Consider the following 25,110-nt stretch of genomic DNA (forward strand, 5'->3'; position numbering starts at 1 on the left):
AGACGAGAAAAAGCGCCCTTTCGGAGGGCGCTTTTTTCACACACGTTGGCCGGCGCGAGCGCCGGCAGCCAGACAACGCTCAGTGCACCGCGGCGTCCAGCGGGCGCCCGGTGAGATCGACACCCGCGTTCGCATACGCCTCGTCGCGCGCGGCGCGCAAGGCATCCGGGTTGATGTGCGGACCGTCATTGACCCGACCGTCACCGGACGAACGCAAGCCCTTTTCCACGAAATCACGGGTCAGCACGTGCTGTTCGAAAGCACGCACCTTCGGACGCGCCTCTGTGATCACGCGATCGTAGTTGCCTGTCTTCACCGCGACGCGCGCTTCCGGCGTCAGTTTGTCGAGCAGCGGCTTATACATGTTGCCGGTTTCCGCCCACGTGTCCTTGACCTGCGGATTGAGCGCGTCCGAGCCGAACAGGAAACGGTCCGGAAACTCGTTGATGAGCGCCGCCCACGCATGCACGGATTCGTGATCCGGCACTTCGGTGCCGTCGGGCTGCGTCTTCATGACGATCTGACGCGCCACGCGCGACCACGAAATGTCGATGTGGATGTGGCTCATCTTCGGGTCGGAGAGAATCGTGCGCAGATTGTTCGCGTGGTCGATCGGCTTGCGCACGAAGCGTCCGATACCTCCGCAATGCGCCCAGATCAGCGTGGTCTTGCTGGTCTCCGGCGACGCAAACAGCTTCTTGAGGTCGTCCAGGTACTGCGGCTGGCCGATGCCATTGGCTCGCTGGTTCGCCGTCGAATCGACGTCGCAATGCAACACCACCGGCATGCCGATCACGCCGGCCGTCGCCACCAGATGCTTGAATGACTGCACGTTGTTGGTGAGATTCGCCTGGCGCGATCCCTCGTATTGCTGCTGCACCAGTTCCTTGTGGATCGTCACTTCGCCCACGCCGGTAAACATGCCCGGGTGCGTCGCGAGCTTCAGGAGCAGCGCTTGCGGACTCAGCGGTGAACCCAGGTGCAGGCCGGTCACCATCGGATCCAGGCGATCGCGCTCGGCATGAGAGAGCTGCGCGATCTGCATGAACAACGCGGTGTCGGCATCCACCTGCTGGTTCAGCATCAAGTGCGCGCCCTGCGTGATTTCCTTCTCTACATCCTGCGTCAACTCATGCGGCTGGATGTTGGTGTACTTCTGCTGCACGTAGTACGACTCGGCGGGAATGTTGTTGTGGTTCGGCGCGTGAGTGTGCTCGTCATGGCTGCCGCACGGCATCACGTCGGTCGGAATCGGCGACATCACGCTGCGGTGGATGCCGACCTCGTCCATCATCTTCAACATCTCGCGCGGCACCATACCCTGCTGCACGTAGTTCGTCGGGTGGAAGTGCGAATCAGACATCCAGTCGCCGGTGGCGTTGCGGCTCGCATGCGCATTCTCCAGCGGGTGCTGCGCCATGGTGTCGACGGTGGCGGTCAGCATGGCGGACAGTTCAGGCGTGCCGCGCAGAGCCTGCGAAACCGCGCGCTTCTGCCCCGCTGCGCCAGGCCTTGCGGGAGACACGTCGAAACCTCGCACCGACACGCTGTTGTCGTCGAAAAAGCGGGTGTGAGCGCGCAGCAGCTTGTCCGCACCGGCCCGCACCGGCGGATTGGCGCTCTCGCCACCGCCGGTTGCGGCGCGCTTGGGCGCCGACGGCTGCGGGCTCCCCGTGCCGCCTAGCGACGTTGCGCCGCGCTTGCGCGATGTGCCGCCGCGGCGCGCGGCGGATTCGCCGGTGCCGGACGAGCTGGCCTCCGAGTTGTGATCGGTCGCTGACGTGTGAGCCGAATTGATGCGAGTCATGTCTTTCTCCAAGAGAGTTTCAGGGTGGTGCGCGAAAGCATGCTAGGCGCCACCCGGCGCCCTCCTCCGCGGTTGCAGCGAAACATGGCATCCCCTAACGAAACCCGATGAAACGCCGGCGCAACTTCGACGAAATCGGTGCAGACTCATCGATATCTGGCCCTTCTACACTTCACCCTTTGGAGCGCAGCAGTTCACGCTGCGCGAGCACGCTTGCGGAAGCGACGCCGCCGATCGGCGTAATCACGCCGGGTGTACTGTGCACACGTCCCGCCACTTCGTTGACCGCGATCCGCTCCGGCAGCCACGACGCGCGCTCGCGCAACATGGCGTCGAGCGGTCGCGACCAGTCCTCGCCCTTGCCGCCCGCGGTTTGCGCGGCGGCATCATGCATGCGTTCGAGCGCGCGATAGACGTCGCCACGCCGCGCGTGTTCCGGCTTCAGGCGGCGCCGCACGAGGAACGTGTGATTGGAGCGCTGATGGCTCTGCAGCATCGCGAGGTCGGCGTTCAGCTTGACGACCGCCGTCGGATAGTCGCAGTTGTGATTATTCCGGTACATCTCGATCCACTCTTCGCGCGAGCTGTTGACCGCCGCGGCGAAGGCGTTGAACGATGCGAACTGCTGATCCGCGTAGCAGCCGCGATTGAGCAGCCGCCCTTCGCGCTCCGGCAGCATCACGCGCGCGGCAACGAGCCGCTCCGGCAACGCGCCGCCGATCCCGAGCGGCGACGCGCCCGGCAGCCCGCCCGTCAGGTCGCCCTTGTGCCAGGCGGGGCCGACACCGACCGTGCCCTGCGTGGAGACGCGCACGCTCGAGGTCACGGTGCGGCGGTCGTAGCGGAGCGAACCGGTTGCCTCGTTGACGGCCGCGTCGTTACGGCTGTTCAGGTCCACGGTCACCGTGCCGTCAAGCCCGAAGGTGCCGCGTGCCTTCGACTGAGGACCGGACACCGACGCGCCCCCCGTTGCCTGAATGCCCTGGCGCGATGCCTTTGTCTTACCGTCCTGCCAGCCGATCGAAATATCGGTGCGCTCGCCGATGCGCGCGGCAAGACGCTCGAACAGCGAGGTTTCGGCGCCCTTTTCGCGCACCGGTTCGCGCGCTTCCTCGAACAGAAAGTCGACCATGTCGAGCACGGTTTCGGTGGTGCGCGGATCGTCGTACTTCATCGCGACCCAGTCGAGGTTCTCGTCGGTCAGACGCTCGCGGGCGACGCGGATCATCACGCCGCGCGGCTCGCGCAACTCGCGATCGACCGGCGCGATGCGCAGCGAGCCGCCCAGGCGCAAGCCGCAGAGCCAGTCGAGACGTCTGGCGTAGCCGATGCGGGCGCCCACCTTGAGCTGCGAGCGCTTGCTATGTTCCGTGCCGATGAAGATATCGAAGCCGACGTTATTGCGCTGCAGGGTCACGAGGGCGCGGCGGCCGCGGTAATGCCCAAGCGTGAGTTCGCCTCCGAACGGCAAGTGGTGATGCAGACCCTTGGTGGCCGACACCGAAAGACCGCGCGTGCTGAAGCCGTAGCGCGCACCGTCCGCGAAGGCGACCTGGGTCGATTGCTGCAGATCGGTGATCAACTGACGTAGCACGGTTCTGACTTCTTCGCGGCCCAATCGCTCGGGCTTGAGTGGCTTGGCCTCGCCGACTTTCTCGGCGTGAGCGAGCGCGGCTTTCACGTCTTGCCAGCGATGCACCTGAAAGCGCTTCGCGCAGTCGCGCAACGCGCCGAGGTCGAGCAGTGGAGGGGCGTCGTCGCGTTGCGCGGCGTTCGGAACCGGCTCGCGATTTTCCAGCGCGGCCCTGGTTGCCTCGTCCAATTCGAGATCGCCGATGTGCGCCGCGGGTCGCGCGGCAATCGCCTCCAGCGCCGCCGCCGCGGCTTCGCGCGCTCGCGCCTCGGGACCGTCCGGCGCGCCGAGCGCGAGACGCGGGTTGCGCAGCGAGGCGGCCAACGTCGCGCTGGCCGCCTTAAGCGCGTCGGCGTAACGGGTTGCCTCTTTCGTGTACGACGCGAGCGCCGCGCTTGACGTGCCGAGCATCATGCTGCGCAACGCGGACTTCTTCATGCCGAACATGCGCTGAAAAAACCAGTTGGCCTTGTCGAGCCGCAACATCCCCCGCGTCACGAAACGATTCAGCCGGGTTTGCGCCTGCTTCAACGGGCTGCCAGGCGCATCGCTACGGAACTCCTGGCGCCACGCGAACAGCGCCGCGGCATCGCGCGGCGTGCTCGAACCCGACAGCGCACGCAGCACGCGTGGAGCGAGGTTGCCTTTGTCGTCAACCGTGGCGTGCGCGGCGGCAAGCGCCGTATCGAGATCGGCTGGCGGCTCTGGCAACGCATGCCACGCTTGCAGCACCGCGAACGCGGCCGCATTGTCGGTGCCCGATGCGCCGCTATGGATGAGCCTCTTCAGTACGTCGAACCCTAGGGGAGTATTCGCGAGCGAGCGGGCAATGCGCCACGCGTCTTCGTGCGCCCGATTGACCGGCGCGTGAGACGAAGTGTGATCTTCCGCATCGGTCGTGCGCACGTTGCCGTGGTCGTGTGTGGTTCCGCCTGCGTCTTCCGACGTGATTTCCTCTGCGGACGTTCCGTCCGCATGGCTCACCCGGACAGGGTCGTGATTCAGCGGTGGCTGCTGTTCCGTCGTCGTGACGGGGGGGCGCGCGGCGTTCGGGTCGAACGCCGCTGCCCGCAGCGCGATGCCTTCAATGCTCACCACTTCCGGTAACGCCTGCAATGCTGCCGCCGCGCGCGCCGGTTCGTTCGAGCCGAGCGCGGAGAGCACGGCGTAGCCGAGCATCAGCGAAGGCGCGAATCGGTGGGTGCTGTCCGTTGCGGACGGACCGGCTTGCTCTATGGCGTCGCCCGTGGCGGCGTGGACGGACTCCGTTGACTGCGCCGCCTGGGCCAGCAATGCGGATAGGGTGGCGACTGGATCGGCAAGCCCGGGTGCGCCGAAGTACTCCCGTACCCAGCTATCCAGCCCTTCCCGATGATCCAGCCAATGCTCGAGTTCGGCCGCATCGCGCGGGGGTCGATTTGCGTGCGCCGCGTCGGCATTTGCCGACTGGTCCGCGCGCTTCGCCGTGAACTTGCCGATCGTCTTGGCCAGCATGCGCTGCGCCTTCACCGCGCGCCGCTGAGCGGAGGCGCTCGTACCGGGCGCCGGGCCCGCCTTGCTCGCGTCGCCCCAGTCGCCGGACGGATCGAGTGGGCGAGCCGGTTTCTGCGGCGCAATCCGCACGGCGTGTGCAGGAAAAGAGCGGCCGAACCTGTTCGCGCGCACGAACGGTATGCGCCACTCGGTTTCCACGAGCGCCCGGCGATCCGTCGGCACCTTGGGTGTCGCGTACGGCGGACGGCTCAATCCAAGTAGGCTTTTGAAACGCTCCCGTGTAGCCGCGAAGCTCGCCTTGGCGCCCGCCCGCGCGCCCGGCGACGACGGTTGCACGCCCGCCCCCGTCGACCCGATGGGACTCGCGGCCGGGGCAACTGTCGTCGACGAGCGTGGCGCTCCCCGCAGCATCGACGTCGCATTCCGCAACATGTTGGTAAGCCGCATTTTTCCTCCTCCGATGCCGTTGATTATCGGGACTGCGCATGACATGAGCGGCCAACCGGCGAAACCTTATCGACCGGAACGAAACCTTCGATCTTCCCCGCGATAGTCCAGTGAGTTCGCCGGCGCGCACCGTGTTTCGCTGCAACGGCAGCCGGGGCGCCGCCTCTCGCGGCTACCCTGTCGATACCCCGGCACGCCCGCTTTCGCGCGCCACTTGGGCTCCGCGCAAGCCGCAGCGGCCTGCTTCCCATGGTCCACTTCATCTCAACGCCCATGACTCCTCCTAAAGTATCCAGTTCGGGCTACACGCACGAGCCCGTGACGACTGGCGACGTCACCGCCGGCACGTCGTCTTCTGCTGCAACGGGGCCGCAAACGACGCGGCCCACGGCAAGCCGCCGCCGCGACGGTTTCTGGTCGAACCTGAAGCGCACGCTCGCGCCGCGGCCGGTGACGGTCTCGAACTCGCTGTTGGGCTCCGTCACGACCGCGCGTCCCACGACCGCACGCGCGAAGATCGGCGTGACAGAAGATCAGCGTCACAAGCCCGATAAAAATGCGACGCCGCCCGCGGCTGTCGCGAGGCACAAGCACAACGTCGCACTGACGCTCGCGGGAACCGATAAGACCGCGCCCGCCGAGCGGGTCGTCAGCGAAGGCGGTGCGGCGGCGGTCGCGGCGCAGCTCTTCAATCGGTCGGGGCTCGGTCCGCAGAAACCCACGACGGATCTCGCGAGCGAACTGGAAACCTGTCTCGGCGCCCCCGAAGGCAGCGACATGGACACCCAGTTGAAGGCAGCGGCCTGTCAGGAAATCGTGCTGCGCCGCATGAACCAGGCGTTCGGTGCCGATGTCGACCGCGCAAGCAAAGCGCTTCAGGACTTGCGCGGCACGGGTCCGCTGCTCGAAGTGAAAGGCGGCGCGTTCGAACTGGCGCACCGGCTCGCGGTATCGTCGCTGGGTTACGGCACGCTGCGTACGTTGAGCGGTGACGTCGGCGCCGACGCGGACCCGGTCAAGCACGCCATGCGCGAAGACGCCACGAAGCTCGCGTTGCGCGCGGCCAACACGTTGATTGCCGCGCTGCCCGAAGGCCACCCGCCGCCGCAGAGCATGGATGAAGTCGTCGGCCTCGCGTTGGCCGCGCTCCCCGAACATCAACGTCCGACCGGCATCACGAACGTGCCGCCGTCGCAGCTCATGAACGGCGATATCAGCGTGCCGGCGAAGGCACTGCTGGCCGCGGTGCAGCTTGCCGATGATCCGACGGCTGAACCCGAGCGGCACCTGAAGTCCGCGTATTTCACGTGGCGCTGCGGCTTCACGCATGAAGGGCCCGGTACGCTGCTCGCGCATGCGCAGAACCGACTCTTCAAGCTGTCGCGCTACGCACGGCGTGCCAGCCAACCGGGCACGCTCGCGAACCTGCGGCGTATGTTCGGCTTCAACAAGTCGCCGATGTCCGCGCTTGCGCTTGGCACCGGCGGCGCGAGCCTGCGCCACCCCGAGGACGATTTGCTCAAGGCGGATGTGATCTGGCAACTGGGCGGCGCGCTCGCGGAGCGCGCGCAAACGCACGGCGACGGGCCGCCCGATTCGCGCATTGCCGACGCCGTGCAAGCCGCGACGCTCGAAGCGTGGTATCAGCGCGTGGCACACAAGGGCTGGCGTGACAAGACCAGCGTGCCGAAGCACATGCGGCATGCGATCGCCGCACGCGCCGCGGCACTGACCGGCGTCAGCGAAACGGAAGTCAAGCTCAGTCCGGAATATGCCGCGCTGAAATCGCGCACCGGCTCGCGGCTCACGACCGCGACGCTGGAAAGCTGGATCGACCGCCTCGAAGCCAGTGAGCCGCGCGACGCAACGCCTCAGCCGACGACGCAACAGGCATCCGAACAGCTGGACGAAACCGATGAAATCACGGCAGTAGAAACGCAGACCGCGCCCGCCGCGTCGCAAGCTGCGCAATTCAAAGCCGCGCTGAAAAACCTGACGACGCTCGAGCGCAACGGCGAGGCAACGCCCGACCGCTCCACGCCGCAGACCGTGCTTGAAAACTTCAGGCGTGTCATCACCGAACCGCGCATGACCTACGACGTGCGCCTGTCAGACGGCGGACAGTTCGGCATCAACACCGGCGTGGCCGAACTGCTCAACTTGCCGGGCGCGAGCAAGCTGCCGTTCGTGCTCGCCGGACCCGACATCAAGTTAATCCACGGCCGCCACGCGATGATCAACGGCGGTTCGTCGGCGAATCACGGGCAACTGTTCATTGGCAGCGATCGACGCTGGGCGTCGCATGCGGGCGCGAGCGCGGCAGGCGGCGTCAATCTGTTCCACAAGAGCTTCCAGGCGATCGGCTCGGCGCAAGTCTTGCCGGCCGTTTTCGACGCGTCGCAGCCGAAGGGCGTGATGGTGCGCGCGCGGCTTCAGCCGACCGGCACGCTGCCGGCCGGGCAGCAGCCCGCGGGCGAGCCCGACCCGTGGCGAGCGAAGATGCTCGGCGTGATCGACGAGGCAACCGCGAGCGGGCCGAACCGCGGTCTGCCGCACGACGCGGGGTCGATGTGGGACGCCATTGCTCACTCGTTCTACAAGGATCCGGACGTGTCGGTGAACTGGCTCGACTCCAAGGCGCAATCGCTTTCGACGACGGTCAACGCATCGACCGGTGTCCGCTACGAACACGATGGATACAAGATCGGCCCGTCGGTGCAGGCGGGCGGCACGAAGACCTGGTTCACGCGCACGCGCCGTCAGGAAACCGGTCCGTTGAAAGCCGAGTTCGCGGGCAGCAGTAGCGCGCGCATGGCGGGTGCATCGGCTACGCTCGTCGCCGGCCTCGCGCCGCAAGGCAATTTCGCCGACGAGACGGGCCACGTGAAATCGGTCGTGCTGCCCAATGTCTCGATTGTCGGCTTCGGCACCACGGTGCTTCAATCGGAGACGGGTTCCACATGGCGCATCGCCGAGGAAGATGGCCACATCGACGCATCGCTCAGCTATCGCGACACCACCTTCACGAGCGTGAAGAAGTTCAAGCGTTACGTCGACAGCCGCCGCGCAACGTGGGACGACACTTACAACAAGCAGCCCGCGGGCGCCGCGCAACCCGAGCCGATCGACGACTACCTCGCGCGAGTGGATCAGGACGCGCTACGCGGCAACCAGCTCTTTGCGGAACGTGTCTGGCTGAAGCCTGAAGCGGCGAGCAAGATCAACATTCTGCGCGAGCTGCGCGACGCGGTGGTACCACCTGGCGCGAAGCCAGGCAAGGGCGACCTCGCGCAGATCAACGAGCGCAATGCGCAGATCGCCACCCTGCTCGAGGCAGACGACAGTTGGGATAACCGCTTCCTGTACTCGCTGGAAACAAACGGCGCGTCGCGCACGCTTGGACCGAGCTTCCTTGCAACGCTGCAGCGCGTCACCGAGGTGTCCCATCCGCGTCAGCTGAGCGTGCTGCGCGCGGAGCGGCCGGTCACGCCGCCGGAGCCCGATCGTTCCTGATCGTTAGTTGTTTGCCGGTTTTTCCGGTTCGCCGGTAAGGGCGGCGCCGCGCGTTTCGCGCGGCGCCGCATCGTCTTCCTGCTTCGTCTGCTCTCTCCCCGCCCCCCTTTCCCGCCGATTCGCCGTCACGCCTGATGTTTCGTTTTACGAAACAACACAATCAAGCCAGTCTCTTACGCTTTGTTACGGGACGATCGCCATGCTGCGACCGTCGCGCGGCCAATCGGATTTCAAATGCGCAGCGTGTTCAAAAGCCGCTGCGCTTCTCTCATCGTTTACTGTAAGAGGCTATTCATGAGCAAGATTACCAATGACTCCGGCAGCAGCGCCATCCAGCCCGATCTGCAGCAACTGGAATCGGACCTGCAAGGCGGCGGCAAGCTCGGCAACAACGATATCGAGAAGCTGCTCGAAATGATCCTCGCGATCATCGAACAGAAGGTGAACGGCAGCTCGCAAGGCGGCAACCCGTCTGCCGGCGGCGGTGGCGGTGGCGGCGATAACTCGACGCAAGGTGCGTCGACCGACAACAACGTCGATCCGGGCAACGACTCGACCGACGTGCAAAGCCAGATCATGTCGCTGTTGCAGCAGATCCTGCAAATGCTGCAGCAGTCGTCGCAAAGCGGCCAGGGGCTCGACAAGCAGACTGCGAGCATGATCGACGATATTCTCAAGCTGCTGCAACAGATCCAGGGCGCGCAAGGCGGCGGCGGTGCGAACAAGGGTGGCGATCAGACCTCGCAGATTCAGGATCTGCTTTCCGAAGTGATCCAACTGCTGCAACAGCTCCAGGGATCGTCGCAAACCGACGGTTCGAACAACGGCGGCACCGATCCGAACAGCACGAGCGACCCGAGCGACACCAGCACGAACGGCACAGACGGCACGGACGGGTCGAACAACGGCACGACCGGCGCGGCTGATCCGAGCACGCTCACCAACGAACTGCTCAAGCTGCTTTCGCAATTGCTGCCGATGCTCAACAAGGCGATGAACGAGAAAACGTCGACGAATTGAGGCAATTCCACCCACATCGTCGCGCGGCCCTGCTGGCAGACCATCCGATCGGCCCCGCCTTGCGTGGGCCGCGCGCATTGAGGAGCACACCATGAGTATATTTTCGAAAATCAAGCATGCGTTCCAGCATATTGGCCACGACATCGAGAAGGCCGCGAAATCGGTCGCGCACGGCGTCGAGCATGTGGCCCATGTGCTGGAAAAGGATCTCAAGAAGGTGCTGCAGGACACACTGGCAATGACCGAGGCACTCATGCAGGGCAATATGAAGCTTGCCATGCAAGACCTGCTGAAGACGGCCGATGACGTCGGCAAGGCTGCGACGGACGCGGCCACCGCAAGCGCTGAAGCCACGCTCGAAGGTTTGCAGGGATTGCATCTCGGCAAGGGTTTCGACAAGGTATTGAATAGCGTCGAAAAGGGAGTCGAGACGGTCAAGAAAGACGTCAACGAGGGCGTCGACGCCGCTGCCCAGGACCTCGTGTCCTCCGTCGAGGGCGTCGTATCCGGTTCCGTCAACGCGGTGAAGGATCTCGCCCACGGCAATTTCAAGGGCATGATGAACGACCTGACACAGGTCGGGGAGGATGCGCTCGAAGCCGCCGCCGACCTCACGCCCGAGGGCCTGGGGACGACCGTCGCAGCCTCGACGCTCGCCGCGGCGCATATCGGCAGCGAAAAGCTCGACAACACGATCGCAGCCGCGATGCACGGCGGCGTAGGCAAGGTCATCAAGTCGGTCAGCGAGATGGAAGTCGGCCAGGGCGCGCAGAAAGTGGGCGACAAGCTGCTGGGTGGCGGCAGTGCCGGGACCGCAACCACGACGGGCGGCGACGCGGTTGCGCTCATGGCGATGGCCTCCGCCTCTGGCGGCTCCGGCCGGCGCGGCGGGCATCGCGGCGTGGAAGGCTCGCATGAAACCCGTTCAGCGGAAGGTGAAACACCGAAGAACGGCAGCGCCGAAGGGCACAAGCAGGACGGGAAAACCGAAACCAGATCCGACTCCAAGGAGAACCAGGATAACTCCAAGGACAAGGAAAAGGACAAGGATGAAAAGACCCAGCAGGCGGGACCGCCTCCGGGCGTACTCGATACGCTGCTACTCAGCTATCTTGCGGACAACCAGCGACGCGTTGCCTGAGGACAGCGAGGCTTCAGACTCCGGCTTTCTTGCTCTAGCGGTAACCTTGCAGCAGTAATCGGAATACAGCCCGCACGTGTGCGGGCTGTATTCATTTGGGGGAACCGAAAGACACGTTTGGCGGCACCATGCACGACTGGCGGCGTTACTACTGGTTATGTGGTGCTCCCCAAGGCTTCGGTTAGCGGCTCTTGCCGAGGCTGCCGTTGGTCAGCGCCGGATCGTGATTTTTGCACGATCTGTTCGGAACGAAAGCGGTCAGTGGCGACGATCGTTTTGGCGTGTGCGGTCTTTTCCGCAAAAAAAAAGCGACTGCGCTGTCGTACACGATTACAGACGCCAAACGCACCGTCTCAAGGCTTGTCGCCCGAAACCGTGCTGACGTTGCCGCCAACGCCGCCCGCGCCGCCTGTTTGCGGCGGCGGCAAACCAACGAGTTGCGCGATACGGGCTACACCCTGCTGCCGCGGAAGATTCATCGCGCCCGAGGGCGGCGGCGGTACAAAGACCGCACCATCTCCGTTACCGCCAGGCACCGCATCGGCACCACCCGGCGCCCCGCCCGGACTCCCACCTGCAGCCGCCGACAACACGCGCGGCGTCAGCAGAAACAGCCGCTGGAACCGCTGCCCCTGATGTTTGCGATAGCGGAACAGGTTGCCGATCACCGGTATCTTCGAAAGCAGCGGCACCGCCGTTTCAGTGTGATCGTCCTGATCCACCGAATAGCCAGCGATCAGCAGACTGTCGCCTTCCTTGATGAGCGCCTGCGTGTCGATCGTGCTGTTGCTGACCACCGGCAACTGTCCGACTTGCTGATCGGTCAGCCTGCCGTCCTCGATATGCACGTCCATGCGGATCTGTTCGCCATTTCCTGCGCTCACGATCGAGGGCAGCACGCGCAGCGACACCCCGGCTGACACGCTATACAGATCCGCCGACTGGTAACCCGACACCTGCACATAAAACGTCTGCTTGTTGTCCATGAGCGCCTCGACATTGTCGAGCGTCTCGACCTTCGGACTTGCCGTGATGCGCGCCTGGTCGGTCTGCTGCATCGCGCTGATGCGGGTCAGCAGATAGCGTCCTGCGCCGCCAATCACCGCGGTCAGCACACCGCCAGCCGGCGTCGCCAGCACGCCAGCGGTGGTCGTGTCGAGCGGGTTGCCGAATCCCTGCGGATTGAGCGAACCGGGGTTGCCCGTCTGCGATTGCTGGCCGTTGCCGGTTTCGAAATCGACGTGACCGGAATGCAGCCGCCAATCCACTCCCAGCTCCTGCAACGCGTTATCCGTGATCTCGATGATACTCGCGTCGATTTCGAGAATGCCCGGCTGCGTGTCGAGCGATTCGATGAGCGTGCCGAACGCGGCCATGTTCTCGGCACGGTCGCGCACCAGAATCGAATTGCTGCGCGAATCCGCCTCGATGGTCGGCGCACCGCTCGCGGCGGCACTCTCTCTGGCGCGGCCCGCCGTGGACGACACCGAACCCGTGCCATCGCGCTCGGAGCCAGGCCCCATGCCGGCATCCGCGATATTCCCGACGGGCGGCGCCACCGCGCTATCGCCCGAGCCCGCATACGACTGGCTCCCACCGAGGCCAGGCAGCGTCGGTAATGGCGGCGGGCGCGAGCCGCCTTGCGTTCGGATCGCACCCGTCGTCATGCCGTCGTCCTGCATCTCGCGCACGCTCGGCACCCGGTATGCATCGCGCCTTGCCGGCGGTGCGTCGCCGCTGGCGTCGCCGCCGGGAACACCCTGGCCGTACAGTGTGCGCAGCAATGACGCAACGCCTCGCACGGTCACGCCGCGGCCGTTGATCGTGATGGTCCGATCGGTCGCCCATGCGTAATGCAGCGGAAAGCGTTGCACGACGACCTTCGCGCCGGACACGGATTTGTGATCGATCAGATGCGCCACGTCGGTCACCAGTTCGACGAAGCGCGGCGGTCCGGATACCACCGCCGTGCCGGACACGCTGTCGTAGCGCACCGGGAAACGCGGATCGTCGATCTCCAGGCGTCCGAGCGCGCGCCGCAAGTCTTCGGTGCCGGCGTTGGACAGACCTAGCGTCGCGCTGCGGGCTTCGTTGGCGCCGTAGATGCGCAGCACGGAGCCGTCGTAGTACCACAGCACGCCGAACGACTCTGCCATCTGATCCAGAAAACGCTGCGGCGCCGCGTTGAAGCGACCGGACACGGTGCCTTCGACATGCGGCGAGATCCACGTCATCACGTGCTGGCTCGCGCCGAAGTCGCGCAGCACGTCCTTGAGGTCTTTATGATCGGCGACGTATTCGAAGCGCGTGCCCTGCCACGCGACACGTTCTGCATGAGCCGGCAACGGCGACGCCAGCGCGCCGGCTGCGACGAGGGCCGCGCACAGCGTGCGCACACGGACAGCCGCGCCGCGGCGGACGGGAACGATAGCTTTCATGGCGGCTCCGCTTAACGATGCATCGTCTCTGACGGCGATTCCTTGAACTCGCGGCGATAACCCTTCGCGAGCGCGGAACGGCTCTTCACGCCCCAGCGGCTTGCCGTATCGAAGATCGAGCCTTGCATGCGCTCGTCGTTCAACAGGTCGTTACGAATGCCTTCGAGCCGCAGCTTGCGGATCAGCCCGCCCGGCGACATTCCGATCGAACGCTTGAAGGCTATTTGAAGCGCGCGCTCGGTGACGTCGATCTGCGAGGCGATTTCGCGGGTATTCAGATCGGCGCGATCGAGATTCTCGATGATGTAGCGATATGCGCGGCGATACTTCGCGGGCAGGCGCGCCGAAACGTCGTCCGCGGGCAGCGCGCGGCTCGCCGGCGATTGAATCGCGCCGAGGCCAGGCGTCTCGCTGCGCAGGCAGCGCAACGCTTCGGATGCATAGCTGGCGTAAAGCTTGAGCGCCTCGGTTGGGTTGCCGCGCCATACCGCGATCTTGGATACGCAATACAGGTAGTCGAAATTGCAGCGACGCGTGCCGATATCCGCTTCGGAGCGGCTGATCTTGGCAAGCACCGAATCGGCGACATCGTCGAGGCCGCCAGCGAGTCCGGCGAGCACGATGTCCAGCTTCGCGAGGAACGCCTGGCCGGCGCCGCGAAAATGCTGCGGCCGGCTGACCGCGTCGAAGAGCGGCGCGGCGGCAATACGCTCGCCGCGCGCCAGCGCCGCGAGCTGTTCCAGATACTCGTGGCGCTGCGCGAGAAGCGCCGGCATCGGCGACATCAGGACCGTTGTCTCGGTGAGCTTGCGCGTCACGTCGGCGCGGTCGCTCGCACTCTGCGCGCGCGTCACGTGCGCAGAGCTCCAGAACGCGTGGTCGCTCAGCGTAGTCGCCGTGCGAATGCGCAACTGGACGTCGAATTCGCGGGCGAGCAGCGCGATCACGAGCCGCCAGCCGGGTTCCTCATGCATGTCGGCCAGTTCGGCGGCTTGCAGGAGCGCGTCGTCCGCATCGCGTTGACGTCCCACCTGATGTTGCACCATGGCCGAGGCGATCAATGCTTCGAGTACTTCGGCGGGACTCGCCGCCTCGTCCTGGACGATCCGCGCAAAACACTTGGCGGTGGCCGCGTAGCGGTCACGCATCATCAATTGCCAGCCGGTGTTGCGGCACGACATGATGCGCAGGCGATCATCGTCGCCAACGATCGTCTTCTGAGCGCGCCGGTACATCTCTTCGGCATCCTGATCGTATCCGAGTAGAAGCGATGCATCGGCTACCGCGACCAGACGCGAGACGTCCGCGTCATCCAGCTTGTGCGACGGGCGTTCGAGCACGTCGTCGACGAGGCAATAGCCGCGTTCCGATGCGCCGTCGAGCATGGCGGCCGCATACGCCGGCAAACGGTTCTTCTGCGCGAGCCCCGACGACAGCGCGAAATAGATTGTCGAAAACATAATGGTTCCACCTCAGGAGTGACCGATGTGGCGGACCATTCGATCCGCCCTGAGAACCTGTGGTCCCGACAATTCGCCGGGCACGGAAACCATGGTAGAGACATCGTGCTCAACAAAACTCAACAATCCGCAGGAGACTTCACAACAATGTTCAGTGCGCCGGCTTCGACAGCATGCCGTTCGCCAATGCCGCCGACAGACCACCAAGCTGCACATCACCGACAACCTGTGAAGCGAACACCGCGACGAGCGCGATCAGCATCAGCACGCCGATCACGCCGCGCAGCGGTTGACTGAGCGAGCTGGGTTCGAGCTTGTCAGCCGCGCGCGCGACAATGCCGAGGCCGAGATCGACCAGTATCAGCACCAGCATCACCGGCGTGCCGAGCTTGGCGAGCGCCGTCCAGATCGTGTCGGTGCGCTGGATCAGAAACGTCTCCGCCGTATTGGAGAGCGACGGATACAGCACATACGGCGGCCACCATTTGAAGGACTCGAAGAGCGCGCCCAGCACGAACAGCATGCCGCCGCCGATATAGAAGAGCGTCACGACGAGTTGCAGCAGCAGCGTCGAAACCGGCGTGCTCTGATCACCCCGCAGCGGGTTGGTCATCTGCACATTGTTGAAACCCGCGAGGTCGTCGATCAGGGTGCCGAGGGACTGCGCGATCCAGAACACCGGCGCCGCACAATAGCCGAACGCGAAACCGAGAAACGCTTCCTTGCAGGCCAGCACCAGCAGCGCCGCGCTGTTGAGCGAGTCGAACGCCTGCGGAACCTGGCCCGCCGCGACGAACATCGTCAGCACGTACACCACGCCGTTGCGCGCGGTGCCGGGCAACACGGTGTCGCTGGTGGCGGGCAGCAGGATGAACGTCACCATGATGCGAATGCCCGTGAGCATCAGCATGACGATGAAGTTGTGATACGCCTCGAAGAAGCCGAGCAGGGCCTCGGCCCACGCGTGAAAATCATGTGTCATCGGCTACCTCGCGTAACGGCGCGCCAGCAGGTTTTCCGCGGCTTCCTCGTCGGCGGCGAGCTCGACGGCCGTGGCGGCGGCCCGCAGCAAGGTATCGAGCTTGCGGCGACATTCGTCCACCGCGGCTTGCGCGCGTGCGAGCGCCGCCTGCACCTCGGCCACCTTCTGCCGCTGACGATCCAGCGCCGTGCGGCGCTTTTGCTCCGCCGCGCGCGCGGCTTCCAGCGCTTCCTTCAGCGGCGCGCGCCACGCGTCGTGACACAGATAGTCGGACGTCGCGACGCGCGCGTCGCCGTCGAGCAAGGCGACGATGCGCGCTTCGTGCTCCGCGCGCTTTTGCTGCGCCTCGACATGTGCGTGCACGGCGTCGTCGAACTGGGCCTCGCGCTCGGCGAGCGCCTCGTGTTCCCGTGCCAGATCGGCCTCGATGCGCTCGCAGCGCCGGACCTTGGCGGCGACGATGGTGCGCCACTTGCGAATCACAATCGCCCTCATGACTGTGCGAAGCCGGAGACGAACGCGTGGCTGTCCTCACCTTCGGTCAGTTCCTCGGTGCTCTGGCCGAGGAACGATTCGATGGCCTCGTGCTGGGAGATCGCTTCGTCGGAGAGCGGATCGGCGCCCTGCTGATATTCGCCCATCTGCAGCAGCAGTTCGACCTCATCGTAACGGGCGAGCAGCTTGCGCACGTGCCCCGCGCCGCTGCAATGCCCGGGGCTTGCGACCAGCGTCATCACGCGGCTCAGGCTGTGCAATACGTCGATGGCCGGATAGCGGTTGCGCGCCGCGATCGCACGCGACAGCACGAGGTGTCCGTCGAGAATGCCGCGCACTTCCTCGCTGATCGGATCGTTGCCCTCCTCGTCCTCGGCGAGCACGGTGTAGAAAGCGGTAATCGAGCCTTCCTCCCCCATGCCGGCGCGCTCCAGCAGCCGCGGCAGTTCGGCGAAAATCGATGGCGGAAAACCGCGCCGCGTCGGCGGCTCGCCCGCCGACAGACCGATCTCCCGCTGGGCGCGCGCGAAGCGCGTCAGCGAGTCCATCATCAGTAGCACGCGCAAGCCGCAATCGCGGAAGTACTCGGCGATCGCGGTGCCCACATAGGCCGCCTTGGCGCGCTCGATCGACGAGCGGTCGGACGTCGCGCACACTACCACGCTGCGGGCCATGCCTGCCTCCCCCAGAATCAGTTCGATGAACTCACGCACCTCGCGGCCGCGCTCGCCGATCAGCACGATCACGTTGACGTCGCACGCCGCGCCGCGCGCAAGCATGCCGAGCAACGTGCTCTTGCCGACACCCGCCGGCGCGAAGATGCCGACGCGCTGGCCTTCGCCCACCGTCATGAGCCCATCGATGACCCGCACGCCGGTATGCAGCGGCGTGTCGACCATGCGTCGCTTCAGCGGGTCGGGCGCGGCGGCCATCACGGGGCGCGGCGCGTCGCAGTGCAACGGCCCAAGGCCGTCGATCGGTTCGCCAAGGCCATCCAGCACGCGTCCGAGCAGCATCTCGCCGACCGGCACCGACAACGGACGCCCGAGCCCGGTAACGCGCGTCGTGCGCGACAAGCCGGCGACGCTGCCGAACGGCGCGAGCAGCGCGAACTGACGCGTGAAACCGACCACTTCCGCGCGTTGCAGCAGCACGCCGCGCGCGTCGCGCAACTCGCATTGCTCGCCGAGCGTGGCGTCGAGCCCGCCAACCTTCAGCAACGTGCCGACGGCCTCGACCACTTTGCCATGACGCGTCGTCCCGTCGGACATGGCGAGCTCCTGGGTCAGCGCGTCGATGAAAGCGGCGACTTCGTTCATTGCGGCGCTCCGGTGGCCTGGTTGTCGAACTGCGGGGCATCGAAATGCTGACCGTCAAGCGGCGGAGCATCGTCGAGCAGTTCGTCGGCGGTGATGTTCACGGCGGCGGCAGTCTGCTGCTCCGTGTCGGTGCGCGTCACACGGCGAATGGCGCTCGCGATCGCGCGCAACTGCATCGGCAGTCCGGCTTCGATCAGGCCGTGGTCCCATTCGCACACGCAACTGCCGGGCTCCGCCGCGGCGTCGCTCACCACCTCGGGATTCACCGGCCAGCGATGCTCGTCGCACACGCGCCGAAACGCGCGCGCCGCTTCATCGATGTCGCATTCGGCGACGCGTACGGTGAGAAAGGATGTGCCCTCGAGGCTGCGCGACAGCCCCACCGCAATCTGCGCAAACAACGCGTCGCGATCGGCTTCGCCAAGCACCCGCGTGACGGTGCGCATGACGATGTCGGCAATCCGCTCGCGCAACGCCACCAGCAGGTCGCGCTCGGACGCCGCGCCGTGCAGCATCGCTTCATGCGCTTCCCGAATCGCGCGACGGCGTCCGGCCTCGTAACCCAGGCGCGCGGCGTTGTCATATTTCGTCTGGGCGGCACGCAGCGTGCGTTCGGCCTCTGCATCGGCCGTGCGCTGTATCTTTTCAGCCTCTCGCCGCGCGCTCGCGAGCAGTTCTTCGGCACGCCGTTCGAAGTGGCCGGACGCGCGATCCAGTTCGATCAACTGCGCCAGTTCCGCTGCTCGCAAGACATCGCTCTCAATGCCGATGCCGCCCTGCTGGGCTCTTAGCCAAATAACCATGTCAGCTCCGGAAACAACGTGCAGGCTGCGTACAGAAACGCTTCGGATTCGTCCTCTGCTTCGGGCCCGGCATCGGACGCCGCCGCTTCGGGTGGACGAGCACGAGCGGCGGGATCGGTCTCCCCGGCGTCATCGTCCAGCGTCAAGCCGATCAGTCTGCGCGCCGGCGCGAGCGGCCAGGCGTCGGCGCGTTCGAACAGCGTGCGTCCGGCGCGTACCAGCGCATCTACGGACAGATCAGCGGGAAGCGGCGCATTGGCCGTCGATGCGTTCACACCAAACTGCATGAGTGCGGCCAGCGCATGGTCCCCAAGCGCATCGGCGAGCGCGCGCCGCCGAGCGCCCGACACGATCCGGCGCAGCGTTCCGCGTGACGGATAGATCGCGCGCGCAGCCAGCACCGGACGCAGCGACGCGGCGTCGAGCAACGCAAGCCGGTTCGCGCGCGACGCATAGGCGCTGACCGGCATCGGCGTGCCGAGCCATAAGTCGCGCGCCGCATACCAGGCGTCGCGCGCGCTGCCGGTGAACGGCACGCCCCAACGCCGGCATTGCCGCTCGCTGAACCTGGCCGCAGCGTCGGCAATGCGCGCTTCGTACGAATTCAACCACCGGAGCTGGCGCTGCGGGTCCGGCACGTCGGCGCCGCTCGCCATTACCGCCGCCGATGCCTGTGCGTGACCCACGCTCATGTCGCCGCCCCACCCGCGCGTCCACGCAAGCGCGTGCCCACGCCCTTCAGCCTCGCGCCAAACCGGCGTGCGAGATACGCGAGCGCGGCGACCAGCGCGGCGGCCCCGGCGATTCCACCGGCCCACAACCACTCCTGCGGCACACTCGGTGCAACCGGCGGCGGCGGCTCGGGCGCCGCCGTGCCCGGCACCATCGTCACGCTAACGTTGTCGTAGGTCAGCCCTTCGACTGCATGCACGACCAGGTTCTTCAGATTCGGCGTGAGCGTCGACACATCGGTGCCCGGCAGGTATTTGATGAACACCGCGGCCGACGAGGGCTTGACCGTCGCGGCGAGTGGATCGTTATTCGGCAGCACGATCTGAACGTTCGCATACGCCACCCCGTCGATTCGCGACAGCACCTCGGAGAGTTGCTGCGACACGCCGTAGATAAAGCGCACACGCTCCTCCGTCGGCGTGGAGATCAGTCCGTCCTTCTTGAACATGTCTCCCAGATTCTGGAAGCGCTGATGAGGCAAGCCATGCGCGCGCAGCACGTCCATCGCGCGGGCGAACTGGTCGCTTTCGACCGCCACGCTCCAGGTCTTGCCGCCGTCGTCGCTGTGCTTGGAGACGTCCACTCGCGCGTCGAGCAGCACGGCCAGCATGTCGTTCGCGTCGCTCTCCGACAGTTGCGCGAACAGCTGCTTGCTGCAGCCGGTCATCAACGCCGTCACGCAGCACAGCAGCACGACCGTGCGCGCAAGTTTCAAATAGGAAGCCATTTCGTCTGTCCTGTCGTTCGTACGCCAACTACTGGTTCTTCATCAGCGTCTGTACGGAGCCCTTGGTGCCCTGCGCGACCGCCTCACCGACGTACATCTTGCCGACCATCTCGGACACCTGAAGCTGCATCCTGATCGACTGTGCCGCCACTTCCTGCATGGTCATCGTCGGCACCTCGCCGGCAAAGCGGTCCACTTCGCCACGCAAGTTTGCAACCGCCTGGTCTTGCTGCGTCACGACTTCGGACAACGCCGACGGGCCATGCGTGTGCGAGGCGCTCGGCGGTGCGAGACGCGCGGCGTCGAGCTTGCTGCGAAACAGGTCGACGAGGCTCGAGGCAGGCTCGGGCAGCGCGCCGGAGCCCGACGCGCCGCCGGTCCCGGCACGGCCGATGGCTTCGTCGGGCCGCACTGCGGACGCGGCGTCGAGCGGCGGGATGGGTGGGATCGTTACGTTCATCGCGATGCTCCTTGCACTAGGCGCGCAGATGACGATGCTGCATCAGTTTCTGAAACTCGCCGCGGTCGATCTGCACCTCGGCGGCCGGCGCCGCGGCTGCACTCTGCTTGCCCATCAGCGTCATCACGAGCTCGACGGAATCGGGGTCTTCATTGCGGCTCGCAACCTCGTTGGCGTAGACGCGCCACGCTGGATCGTCGAGCCCGCACAGCGACACCGCGAGCAGCGCCGCCACGTAAGGACCGAACGAGCCGCGCAGCGCCTGCTGCTCGAGCGGGCGCAAGAGGCGCACGGCCTCGGCGAAGTCGCGCCGGCGAATCATCATCCACGCGTCGTAGGCATGCAGTTCGACGAAGTTCGGACGCAGCACGTGGAGCGCGGCGAGCAGCCGCTCCGACTGCTCGATATGGCCATGTTTCGCGCCGAACATCAGCGCCTCGATCAATGCCGACACGAGCCGGTTACTGCATTTCGTCAGGGACATGGAGCACTCCTTTGGTGATCAAAACGCCGTATGTCTGCGCGTCTGCCGAGATGGCGGATGACAACGCTGTGGCCGGCGGTGTGCGAACCGTAACGCGAGGCAGCTCCCGTGAACGCGAGTAACGACGAACTGCGAGCGCGCCGAACGAAAAGCGTGCTTCGTCGACGGGCTGCGCATCGACCCGCTTGCGCCCGGTTCGGCGCCGGACCCATCGCTTCGCAGCGCGCGCGGGCCAAGGCGACGCATGCCCATGACAATCCGCCGCAATCCACTGCAATTAGCCGCAATCCACAGAAGGCTTCGCGATGTCTGACGAGAAGACCGAACAGCCCACCGACAAAAAGCTGCTCGACGCGCGCCGCGACGGCGAGACCGTGAAGAGCACGGACCTCCCGTTCGCAGCGATCCTGCTCGCCGCTGCGGTCGGCTTCGGCGTCGGCGGGCCGCGCATGGCTGAGCAACTGCGCCTCGTATTGCGCAGTGGCCTCGACGTGGCCCACTTGCAGACGCCCGATGCGCCGCTGCACGACCTGCTCGTCGAAGCCGGCCTGCACGCGTTGATGCTGATCTTTCCGATTGCGCTCGGCGCGGCTCTCGTCGGCATCGCCGCGATCGCGGCGCAAGTCGGACTGCAGATTTCGCTCAAGCCGCTCGAACCGAAGTTCGACGCGATCAATCCCGCGTCCGGCCTGAAGCGCATTTTCTCGGTGCGCTCGCTGATCGATCTCACCAAGACTGTCATCAAGGCGGTCGTGATCACGGCGGTGTTGTGGAAAACGCTCGTGCTGCTCGTCCCGCTAATGGTCGGCGTGGTGTACGAGCCGATCGGCAGCATCGACAGCATTGCCTGGAGCACGCTGTGCCGGGTGCTCGGCATCTCGGGCGCGCTCTATCTCGTGATCGGTGCCGCGGACTATGGCGTGCAGCATTGGCTGTTCATTCGCGATCACCGCATGAGCAAGGACGAAGTCAAACGCGAGCACAAGAATTCAGAAGGCGATCCGCACATCAAGAACGAGCGCCGCAAGATCGCACGCGAGGCCGCTTCCTCCGATCGGCAGCAGCCGATCAAGAACGCAAATGTGGTCGTGGTGAACCCGACCCACTACGCAGTCGCGCTGCGCTATGACCCCTCCGAATCCGGCTTGCCGCGCGTGATCGCCAAGGGCGTGGACGCGGAAGCACGCGTGATCCGCGAGGCAGCGACCCGCCACGGCATACCAATCGCACGCAATCCGCCGCTGGCGCGGGCGCTTTACCGCGTGGCGCTCGACGACGCGGTTCCCGAGCCGCTGTTCGACGCGGTCGCCGCGGTGCTCGCCTGGGTGGAAGGCATCGGCGGACGGCGCGGCGGCACCGAGGCAACCCCCTGACATCCGATGGAGAAGACCATGTTGAAGACGCTCCGCCTCAATGAGTTCGGCGGCGAGGTGGCGATCGCATCGCTGATCGTCGCTGTGATCTCGCTGATGATCCTGCCGCTACCGCCGTTTCTGATCGACGCGCTGCTCGGGCTCAACATTACGATCAGCGTCGTGCTGCTGATGGTGACGATGTACATACCGTACGCGACGGCGCTGTATTCGTTTCCGTCGCTGCTGCTGTTCACTACGCTGTTCCGGCTGTCGCTGAACATCGCGTCGACCAAGTCGATCCTGCTGCATGCGGAGGCCGGGCACATCATCGAAAGCTTCGGCGAGCTGGTGGTGGGCGGCAATCTCGTGGTCGGCCTGGTGGTGTTCCTGATCATCGCGACGGTGCAATTCATCGTGATTGCGAAGGGTTCGGAGCGAGTGGCCGAAGTCGGCGCGCGCTTTACGCTCGACGCGATGCCGGGCAAGCAGATGAGCATCGACGCCGACGTGCGCGCCGGCAACATGACCGCCGAAGATGCGCAAAAGCGCCGCGGCATGCTGGCGATCGAAAGCCAGTTGCACGGTGGCATGGACGGCGCGATGAAGTTCGTCAAGGGCGACGCGATCGCGGGCCTCGTCATCACGCTCGTCAACATTCTCGCGGGCATCGTGATCGGTGTGAGCTACCACGGCATGACAGCGGGCGAAGCGGCCAACCGCTTCTCCGTGCTGTCGATCGGCGACGCGATGGTCTCGCAGATTCCCTCGCTGCTGATTTCGGTGGCGGCGGGCATTCTAATCACCCGCGTCGCCGACGAGCACAGCAAGCCGAGTTCGCTCGGCACCGAGATCGTGCGCCAGCTTTCCACCAGTTCGCGAGCGCTGTATAGCGCCGCCGCGCTGCTGGGCGGTTTCGCATTGGTGCCGGGCTTTCCCTCTGCGCTGTTCGTCGTGCTCGCTGTCGCACTGTTCGGCGCCGGCCACGTGCTGCGCAAGCAATTGAAGGACAAAGCGCCGCACGCCGGCCCGGAGCTCCCCTCGCTACGCACCGACGGCCACAAGGGACACCCGCCGACCATCGGCGCGCATCCGCCTTCATTCGCCGCGCCGCTCTCGGTGCGCCTCGCGCCACAACTCGCGGCGAAGCTCGACACGGCGGAACTCAATCGCGCATTCGATGCGGCGCGCCGCGCGCTCGTCAATGAACTGGGCCTGCCGTTCCCGCGCACCGCCGTATGGACGGCGGACGCTGTGCCAGACGCCTCCTATCAGCTACTGCTGCACGACGTGCCGCAGCCGCCGGTCGAACTCGCGCCTGCACGCAGCGGCCGCGAACAGGCGCTTGCCGATGCGGTGGGCGACGCGGTGCGCGAACACGCACATCTGTTTCTCGGCTTGCAGGAAACGCAGTGGATTCTCGAACGCGTCGGCACCGAGTATCCGGGGCTCGTCGCCGAGGTGCAGAAGGTGGTGCCGGTGCTGCGCATCGCCGATGTACTCAAGCGGCTGCTCGAAGAACACGTGCCGATCCGCAACTTGCGGGCGATTCTCGAAAGCCTGGTGAACTGGGGCGCCAAGGAAAAAGACCTGCTGCTGCTCACCGAATACGTGCGCGGTGATCTCGGCCGCTTCATTGGGCATCGGGCGACGGGTGGCACCGGGCAGTTGCCGGCGATCGTGCTGGACGTGGAGGTCGAGCAGACCATCCGTCAATCGATCAAGCAAACGCCCGCCGGCAACTTCCTCACGCTCGAACCGCAACAGATCGAACAGTTGCTCGATGCGCTCGAGGAACTGATCGGCACAGAGCCGCAGCCCAACCTCGCGATCGTCACGTCGATGGACATTCGCCGTTACTTCCGCCGTATGATCGAGCAGCGGATGAAGTGGCTACAAGTCTATTCGTTCCAGGAACTGGGCGATGGAGTCGATCTTCAGCCTGTCGGCCGCGTCGCCTTCTGAGCGGAGGCCACGCGATGACACGCATCCGCTCCACGCGCGAAGTCAGCATCACGCCGCCGACTGCGCCGCACACCTCGGGCACGAGCGGCAAAACCAGCGAGAGCGGCGCCGGCGCGCAACGCTTCGAAACCTTATACGAGACCGCGCGGCAGCAGGCCGGCGAGGCCCGGCGCGATGAAAAGCAGGAGCAGGAATCGCCCGGCGAACCCGCGCCTGACGACGATGCGCAGGGCGGCGACGACGACTCCGGCGGCGACGCTCAACACCAGGAAGCAGCCGAGGGCATCAGCGCCACGGATGCGCCTTTGCCCCTGCTGCCCGCCGTGCCTCCGCTGCCGCCGTCGCTTGCGCTGAACGGCGCATTACTTGCCCTTCGCGAGAATCGCCGCGCGTCCACTTCCGCGGCGCACGCACAAGGTCCGGCGCGCAAGGCTGGCGTGCGCGGCGCGCAAGGCAAATCTGTGCATGAAGCCACGCAAGACGCGCAGCAGGCCGTGGCGGAACCATCATTCGGCATGCAGATGATCCGCCGCTGTGCGAGGGCGGCGGAGGGCGATCTTCTCGCCGAGCATCTCGCGGAGCGCGTGGCCGGATTTTGCACTAACCCCGCCGTCGAACGTGCAGGCCAGTGGGACGTCGCCGTCGAACTTGACCCGGCCATTCTGCCGCGCACCGAGCTGCATTTGAGTCTTTCGGGCTGGGGTCTATCTCTTCGTTTCGATAGCCGGGACGCGCGGGCGCGGCAGCTAATCTGTGACAACAGCAACGAGCTCAGGACCCGCCTCGAAGCACGTCTCGGCGGTCGAGTCGCAGTGGAAGTTACAGTTATCTGAAGGGT

Annotated in this window: 18 protein-coding genes; 6 read left to right on the plus strand and 12 right to left on the minus strand. The window is 65.6% G+C overall.

Features of this window, described 5'->3' with window-relative positions:
- Positions 1–79: 79 nt before the first annotated feature.
- Together KHO33_RS13315 and KHO33_RS13320 are read right to left on the minus strand one after the other, a co-directional pair.
- Positions 80–1,807 (minus strand): amidohydrolase family protein, encoded by a 1,728-nt coding sequence (locus KHO33_RS13315; RefSeq protein ID WP_054036843.1) that lies wholly within the window; start codon positions 1,805–1,807, stop codon positions 80–82.
- A gap of 172 nt (positions 1,808–1,979) precedes the next feature.
- Positions 1,980–5,381 carry a hypothetical protein gene (locus KHO33_RS13320; RefSeq protein ID WP_200565762.1) on the minus strand — a complete coding sequence of 1,134 codons (3,402 nt, stop codon included), beginning with the start codon at positions 5,379–5,381 and terminating at the stop codon, positions 1,980–1,982.
- Positions 5,382–5,654: 273 nt separating this feature from the next.
- Here KHO33_RS13320 and KHO33_RS13325 point away from each other — a divergent pair, with 273 nt between their 5' ends.
- The 3 genes from KHO33_RS13325 (at position 5,655) to KHO33_RS13335 (ending at position 11,055) form a co-directional block, all read left to right on the plus strand.
- Positions 5,655–8,894, plus strand: coding sequence for a hypothetical protein (locus KHO33_RS13325; RefSeq protein ID WP_200565763.1), 3,240 nt, complete (start codon positions 5,655–5,657; stop codon positions 8,892–8,894).
- Positions 8,895–9,188: 294 nt separating this feature from the next.
- Positions 9,189–9,914: a hypothetical protein gene (locus tag KHO33_RS13330; protein ID WP_200565764.1), complete on the plus strand. Its 726-nt coding sequence runs from the start codon at positions 9,189–9,191 to the stop codon at positions 9,912–9,914.
- A 91-nt stretch (positions 9,915–10,005) separates the two neighbouring features.
- On the plus strand, positions 10,006–11,055 hold the full coding sequence (locus tag KHO33_RS13335; protein WP_054036851.1) for a hypothetical protein: 1,050 nt from the start codon (positions 10,006–10,008) through the stop codon (positions 11,053–11,055).
- Positions 11,056–11,408: 353 nt separating this feature from the next.
- Here the strand turns inward: KHO33_RS13335 and sctC are convergent, their stop codons facing one another.
- The 10 genes from sctC to KHO33_RS13385 form a co-directional block, all read right to left on the minus strand.
- Positions 11,409–13,493: a type III secretion system outer membrane ring subunit SctC gene (gene sctC, locus KHO33_RS13340; protein WP_200565765.1), complete on the minus strand. Its 2,085-nt coding sequence runs from the start codon at positions 13,491–13,493 to the stop codon at positions 11,409–11,411.
- 11 nt (positions 13,494–13,504) lie between these two features.
- Complete coding sequence (locus KHO33_RS13345) at positions 13,505–14,953, minus strand: helix-turn-helix transcriptional regulator (RefSeq protein ID WP_200565766.1); 1,449 nt, start codon at positions 14,951–14,953, stop codon at positions 13,505–13,507.
- Positions 14,954–15,104: 151 nt separating this feature from the next.
- Positions 15,105–15,935, minus strand: a complete 831-nt coding sequence (gene sctT / locus KHO33_RS13350) for a type III secretion system export apparatus subunit SctT (RefSeq protein WP_054036854.1) — start codon at positions 15,933–15,935, stop codon at positions 15,105–15,107.
- A 3-nt stretch (positions 15,936–15,938) separates the two neighbouring features.
- Positions 15,939–16,418, minus strand: coding sequence for a hypothetical protein (locus KHO33_RS13355; protein ID WP_200565767.1), 480 nt, complete (start codon positions 16,416–16,418; stop codon positions 15,939–15,941).
- 8 nt (positions 16,419–16,426) lie between these two features.
- The gene (gene sctN, locus KHO33_RS13360; protein WP_054036860.1) at positions 16,427–17,749 is read right to left on the minus strand and encodes a type III secretion system ATPase SctN; all 1,323 of its coding nucleotides are present in this window, start codon (positions 17,747–17,749) and stop codon (positions 16,427–16,429) included.
- Positions 17,746–18,552 (minus strand): type III secretion system stator protein SctL, encoded by an 807-nt coding sequence (gene sctL, locus KHO33_RS13365; protein WP_115776287.1) that lies wholly within the window; start codon positions 18,550–18,552, stop codon positions 17,746–17,748. Before sctL ends, sctN begins: the two co-directional genes overlap by 4 nt.
- Entirely contained in the window at positions 18,537–19,244 is a 708-nt protein-coding gene (locus KHO33_RS13370; RefSeq protein WP_200565768.1) for a type III secretion protein HrpB4, read from the minus strand. Before KHO33_RS13370 ends, sctL begins: the two co-directional genes overlap by 16 nt.
- Entirely contained in the window at positions 19,241–20,011 is a 771-nt protein-coding gene (gene sctJ, locus KHO33_RS13375) for a type III secretion system inner membrane ring lipoprotein SctJ (protein ID WP_200565769.1), read from the minus strand. Before sctJ ends, KHO33_RS13370 begins: the two co-directional genes overlap by 4 nt.
- 28 nt (positions 20,012–20,039) lie before the next feature.
- Positions 20,040–20,471: a hypothetical protein gene (locus KHO33_RS13380; protein ID WP_054036868.1), complete on the minus strand. Its 432-nt coding sequence runs from the start codon at positions 20,469–20,471 to the stop codon at positions 20,040–20,042.
- 16 nt (positions 20,472–20,487) lie between these two features.
- Entirely contained in the window at positions 20,488–20,955 is a 468-nt protein-coding gene (locus KHO33_RS13385; protein ID WP_115776285.1) for an HrpB1 family type III secretion system apparatus protein, read from the minus strand.
- A 305-nt stretch (positions 20,956–21,260) separates the two neighbouring features.
- Between KHO33_RS13385 and sctU the strand changes: the two genes are divergently transcribed.
- From sctU to sctP, 3 genes are read left to right on the plus strand one after another with little or no spacing between them, the layout of a single operon-like run.
- Entirely contained in the window at positions 21,261–22,328 is a 1,068-nt protein-coding gene (gene sctU / locus KHO33_RS13390) for a type III secretion system export apparatus subunit SctU (RefSeq protein WP_115776284.1), read from the plus strand.
- Between the two features lie 18 nt (positions 22,329–22,346).
- Positions 22,347–24,272, plus strand: a complete 1,926-nt coding sequence (locus tag KHO33_RS13395) for an FHIPEP family type III secretion protein (RefSeq protein ID WP_200565770.1) — start codon at positions 22,347–22,349, stop codon at positions 24,270–24,272.
- Between the two features lie 14 nt (positions 24,273–24,286).
- On the plus strand, positions 24,287–25,105 hold the full coding sequence (sctP, locus tag KHO33_RS13400) for a type III secretion system protein SctP (RefSeq protein ID WP_200565771.1): 819 nt from the start codon (positions 24,287–24,289) through the stop codon (positions 25,103–25,105).
- Positions 25,106–25,110 lie beyond the last annotated feature (5 nt).

The organism is Paraburkholderia nemoris (assembly GCF_905221015.1).
GTDB lineage: Bacteria > Pseudomonadota > Gammaproteobacteria > Burkholderiales > Burkholderiaceae > Paraburkholderia > Paraburkholderia nemoris.

Excerpts from the sequence above, each read along its gene's own strand:
- KHO33_RS13345 (WP_200565766.1), bottom strand. The coding sequence starts at position 14,953 with ATGTTTTCGACAATCTATTTCGCGCTGTCGTCGGGGCTCGCGCAGAAG.
- KHO33_RS13325 (WP_200565763.1), top strand. The coding sequence starts at position 5,655 with ATGACTCCTCCTAAAGTATCCAGTTCGGGCTACACGCACGAGCCCGTG.
- KHO33_RS13395 (WP_200565770.1), top strand. The coding sequence starts at position 22,347 with ATGTTGAAGACGCTCCGCCTCAATGAGTTCGGCGGCGAGGTGGCGATC.
- sctL (WP_115776287.1), bottom strand. The coding sequence starts at position 18,552 with ATGGTTATTTGGCTAAGAGCCCAGCAGGGCGGCATCGGCATTGAGAGC.
- sctP (WP_200565771.1), top strand. The coding sequence starts at position 24,287 with ATGACACGCATCCGCTCCACGCGCGAAGTCAGCATCACGCCGCCGACT.
- KHO33_RS13385 (WP_115776285.1), bottom strand. The coding sequence starts at position 20,955 with ATGTCCCTGACGAAATGCAGTAACCGGCTCGTGTCGGCATTGATCGAG.
- KHO33_RS13380 (WP_054036868.1), bottom strand. The coding sequence starts at position 20,471 with ATGAACGTAACGATCCCACCCATCCCGCCGCTCGACGCCGCGTCCGCA.
- sctN (WP_054036860.1), bottom strand. The coding sequence starts at position 17,749 with ATGAACGAAGTCGCCGCTTTCATCGACGCGCTGACCCAGGAGCTCGCC.
- sctJ (WP_200565769.1), bottom strand. The coding sequence starts at position 20,011 with ATGGCTTCCTATTTGAAACTTGCGCGCACGGTCGTGCTGCTGTGCTGC.
- sctU (WP_115776284.1), top strand. The coding sequence starts at position 21,261 with ATGTCTGACGAGAAGACCGAACAGCCCACCGACAAAAAGCTGCTCGAC.
- KHO33_RS13320 (WP_200565762.1), bottom strand. The coding sequence starts at position 5,381 with ATGCGGCTTACCAACATGTTGCGGAATGCGACGTCGATGCTGCGGGGA.
- KHO33_RS13335 (WP_054036851.1), top strand. The coding sequence starts at position 10,006 with ATGAGTATATTTTCGAAAATCAAGCATGCGTTCCAGCATATTGGCCAC.
- KHO33_RS13315 (WP_054036843.1), bottom strand. The coding sequence starts at position 1,807 with ATGACTCGCATCAATTCGGCTCACACGTCAGCGACCGATCACAACTCG.
- KHO33_RS13370 (WP_200565768.1), bottom strand. The coding sequence starts at position 19,244 with ATGAGCGTGGGTCACGCACAGGCATCGGCGGCGGTAATGGCGAGCGGC.
- sctT (WP_054036854.1), bottom strand. The coding sequence starts at position 15,935 with ATGACACATGATTTTCACGCGTGGGCCGAGGCCCTGCTCGGCTTCTTC.
- KHO33_RS13330 (WP_200565764.1), top strand. The coding sequence starts at position 9,189 with ATGAGCAAGATTACCAATGACTCCGGCAGCAGCGCCATCCAGCCCGAT.
- sctC (WP_200565765.1), bottom strand. The coding sequence starts at position 13,493 with ATGAAAGCTATCGTTCCCGTCCGCCGCGGCGCGGCTGTCCGTGTGCGC.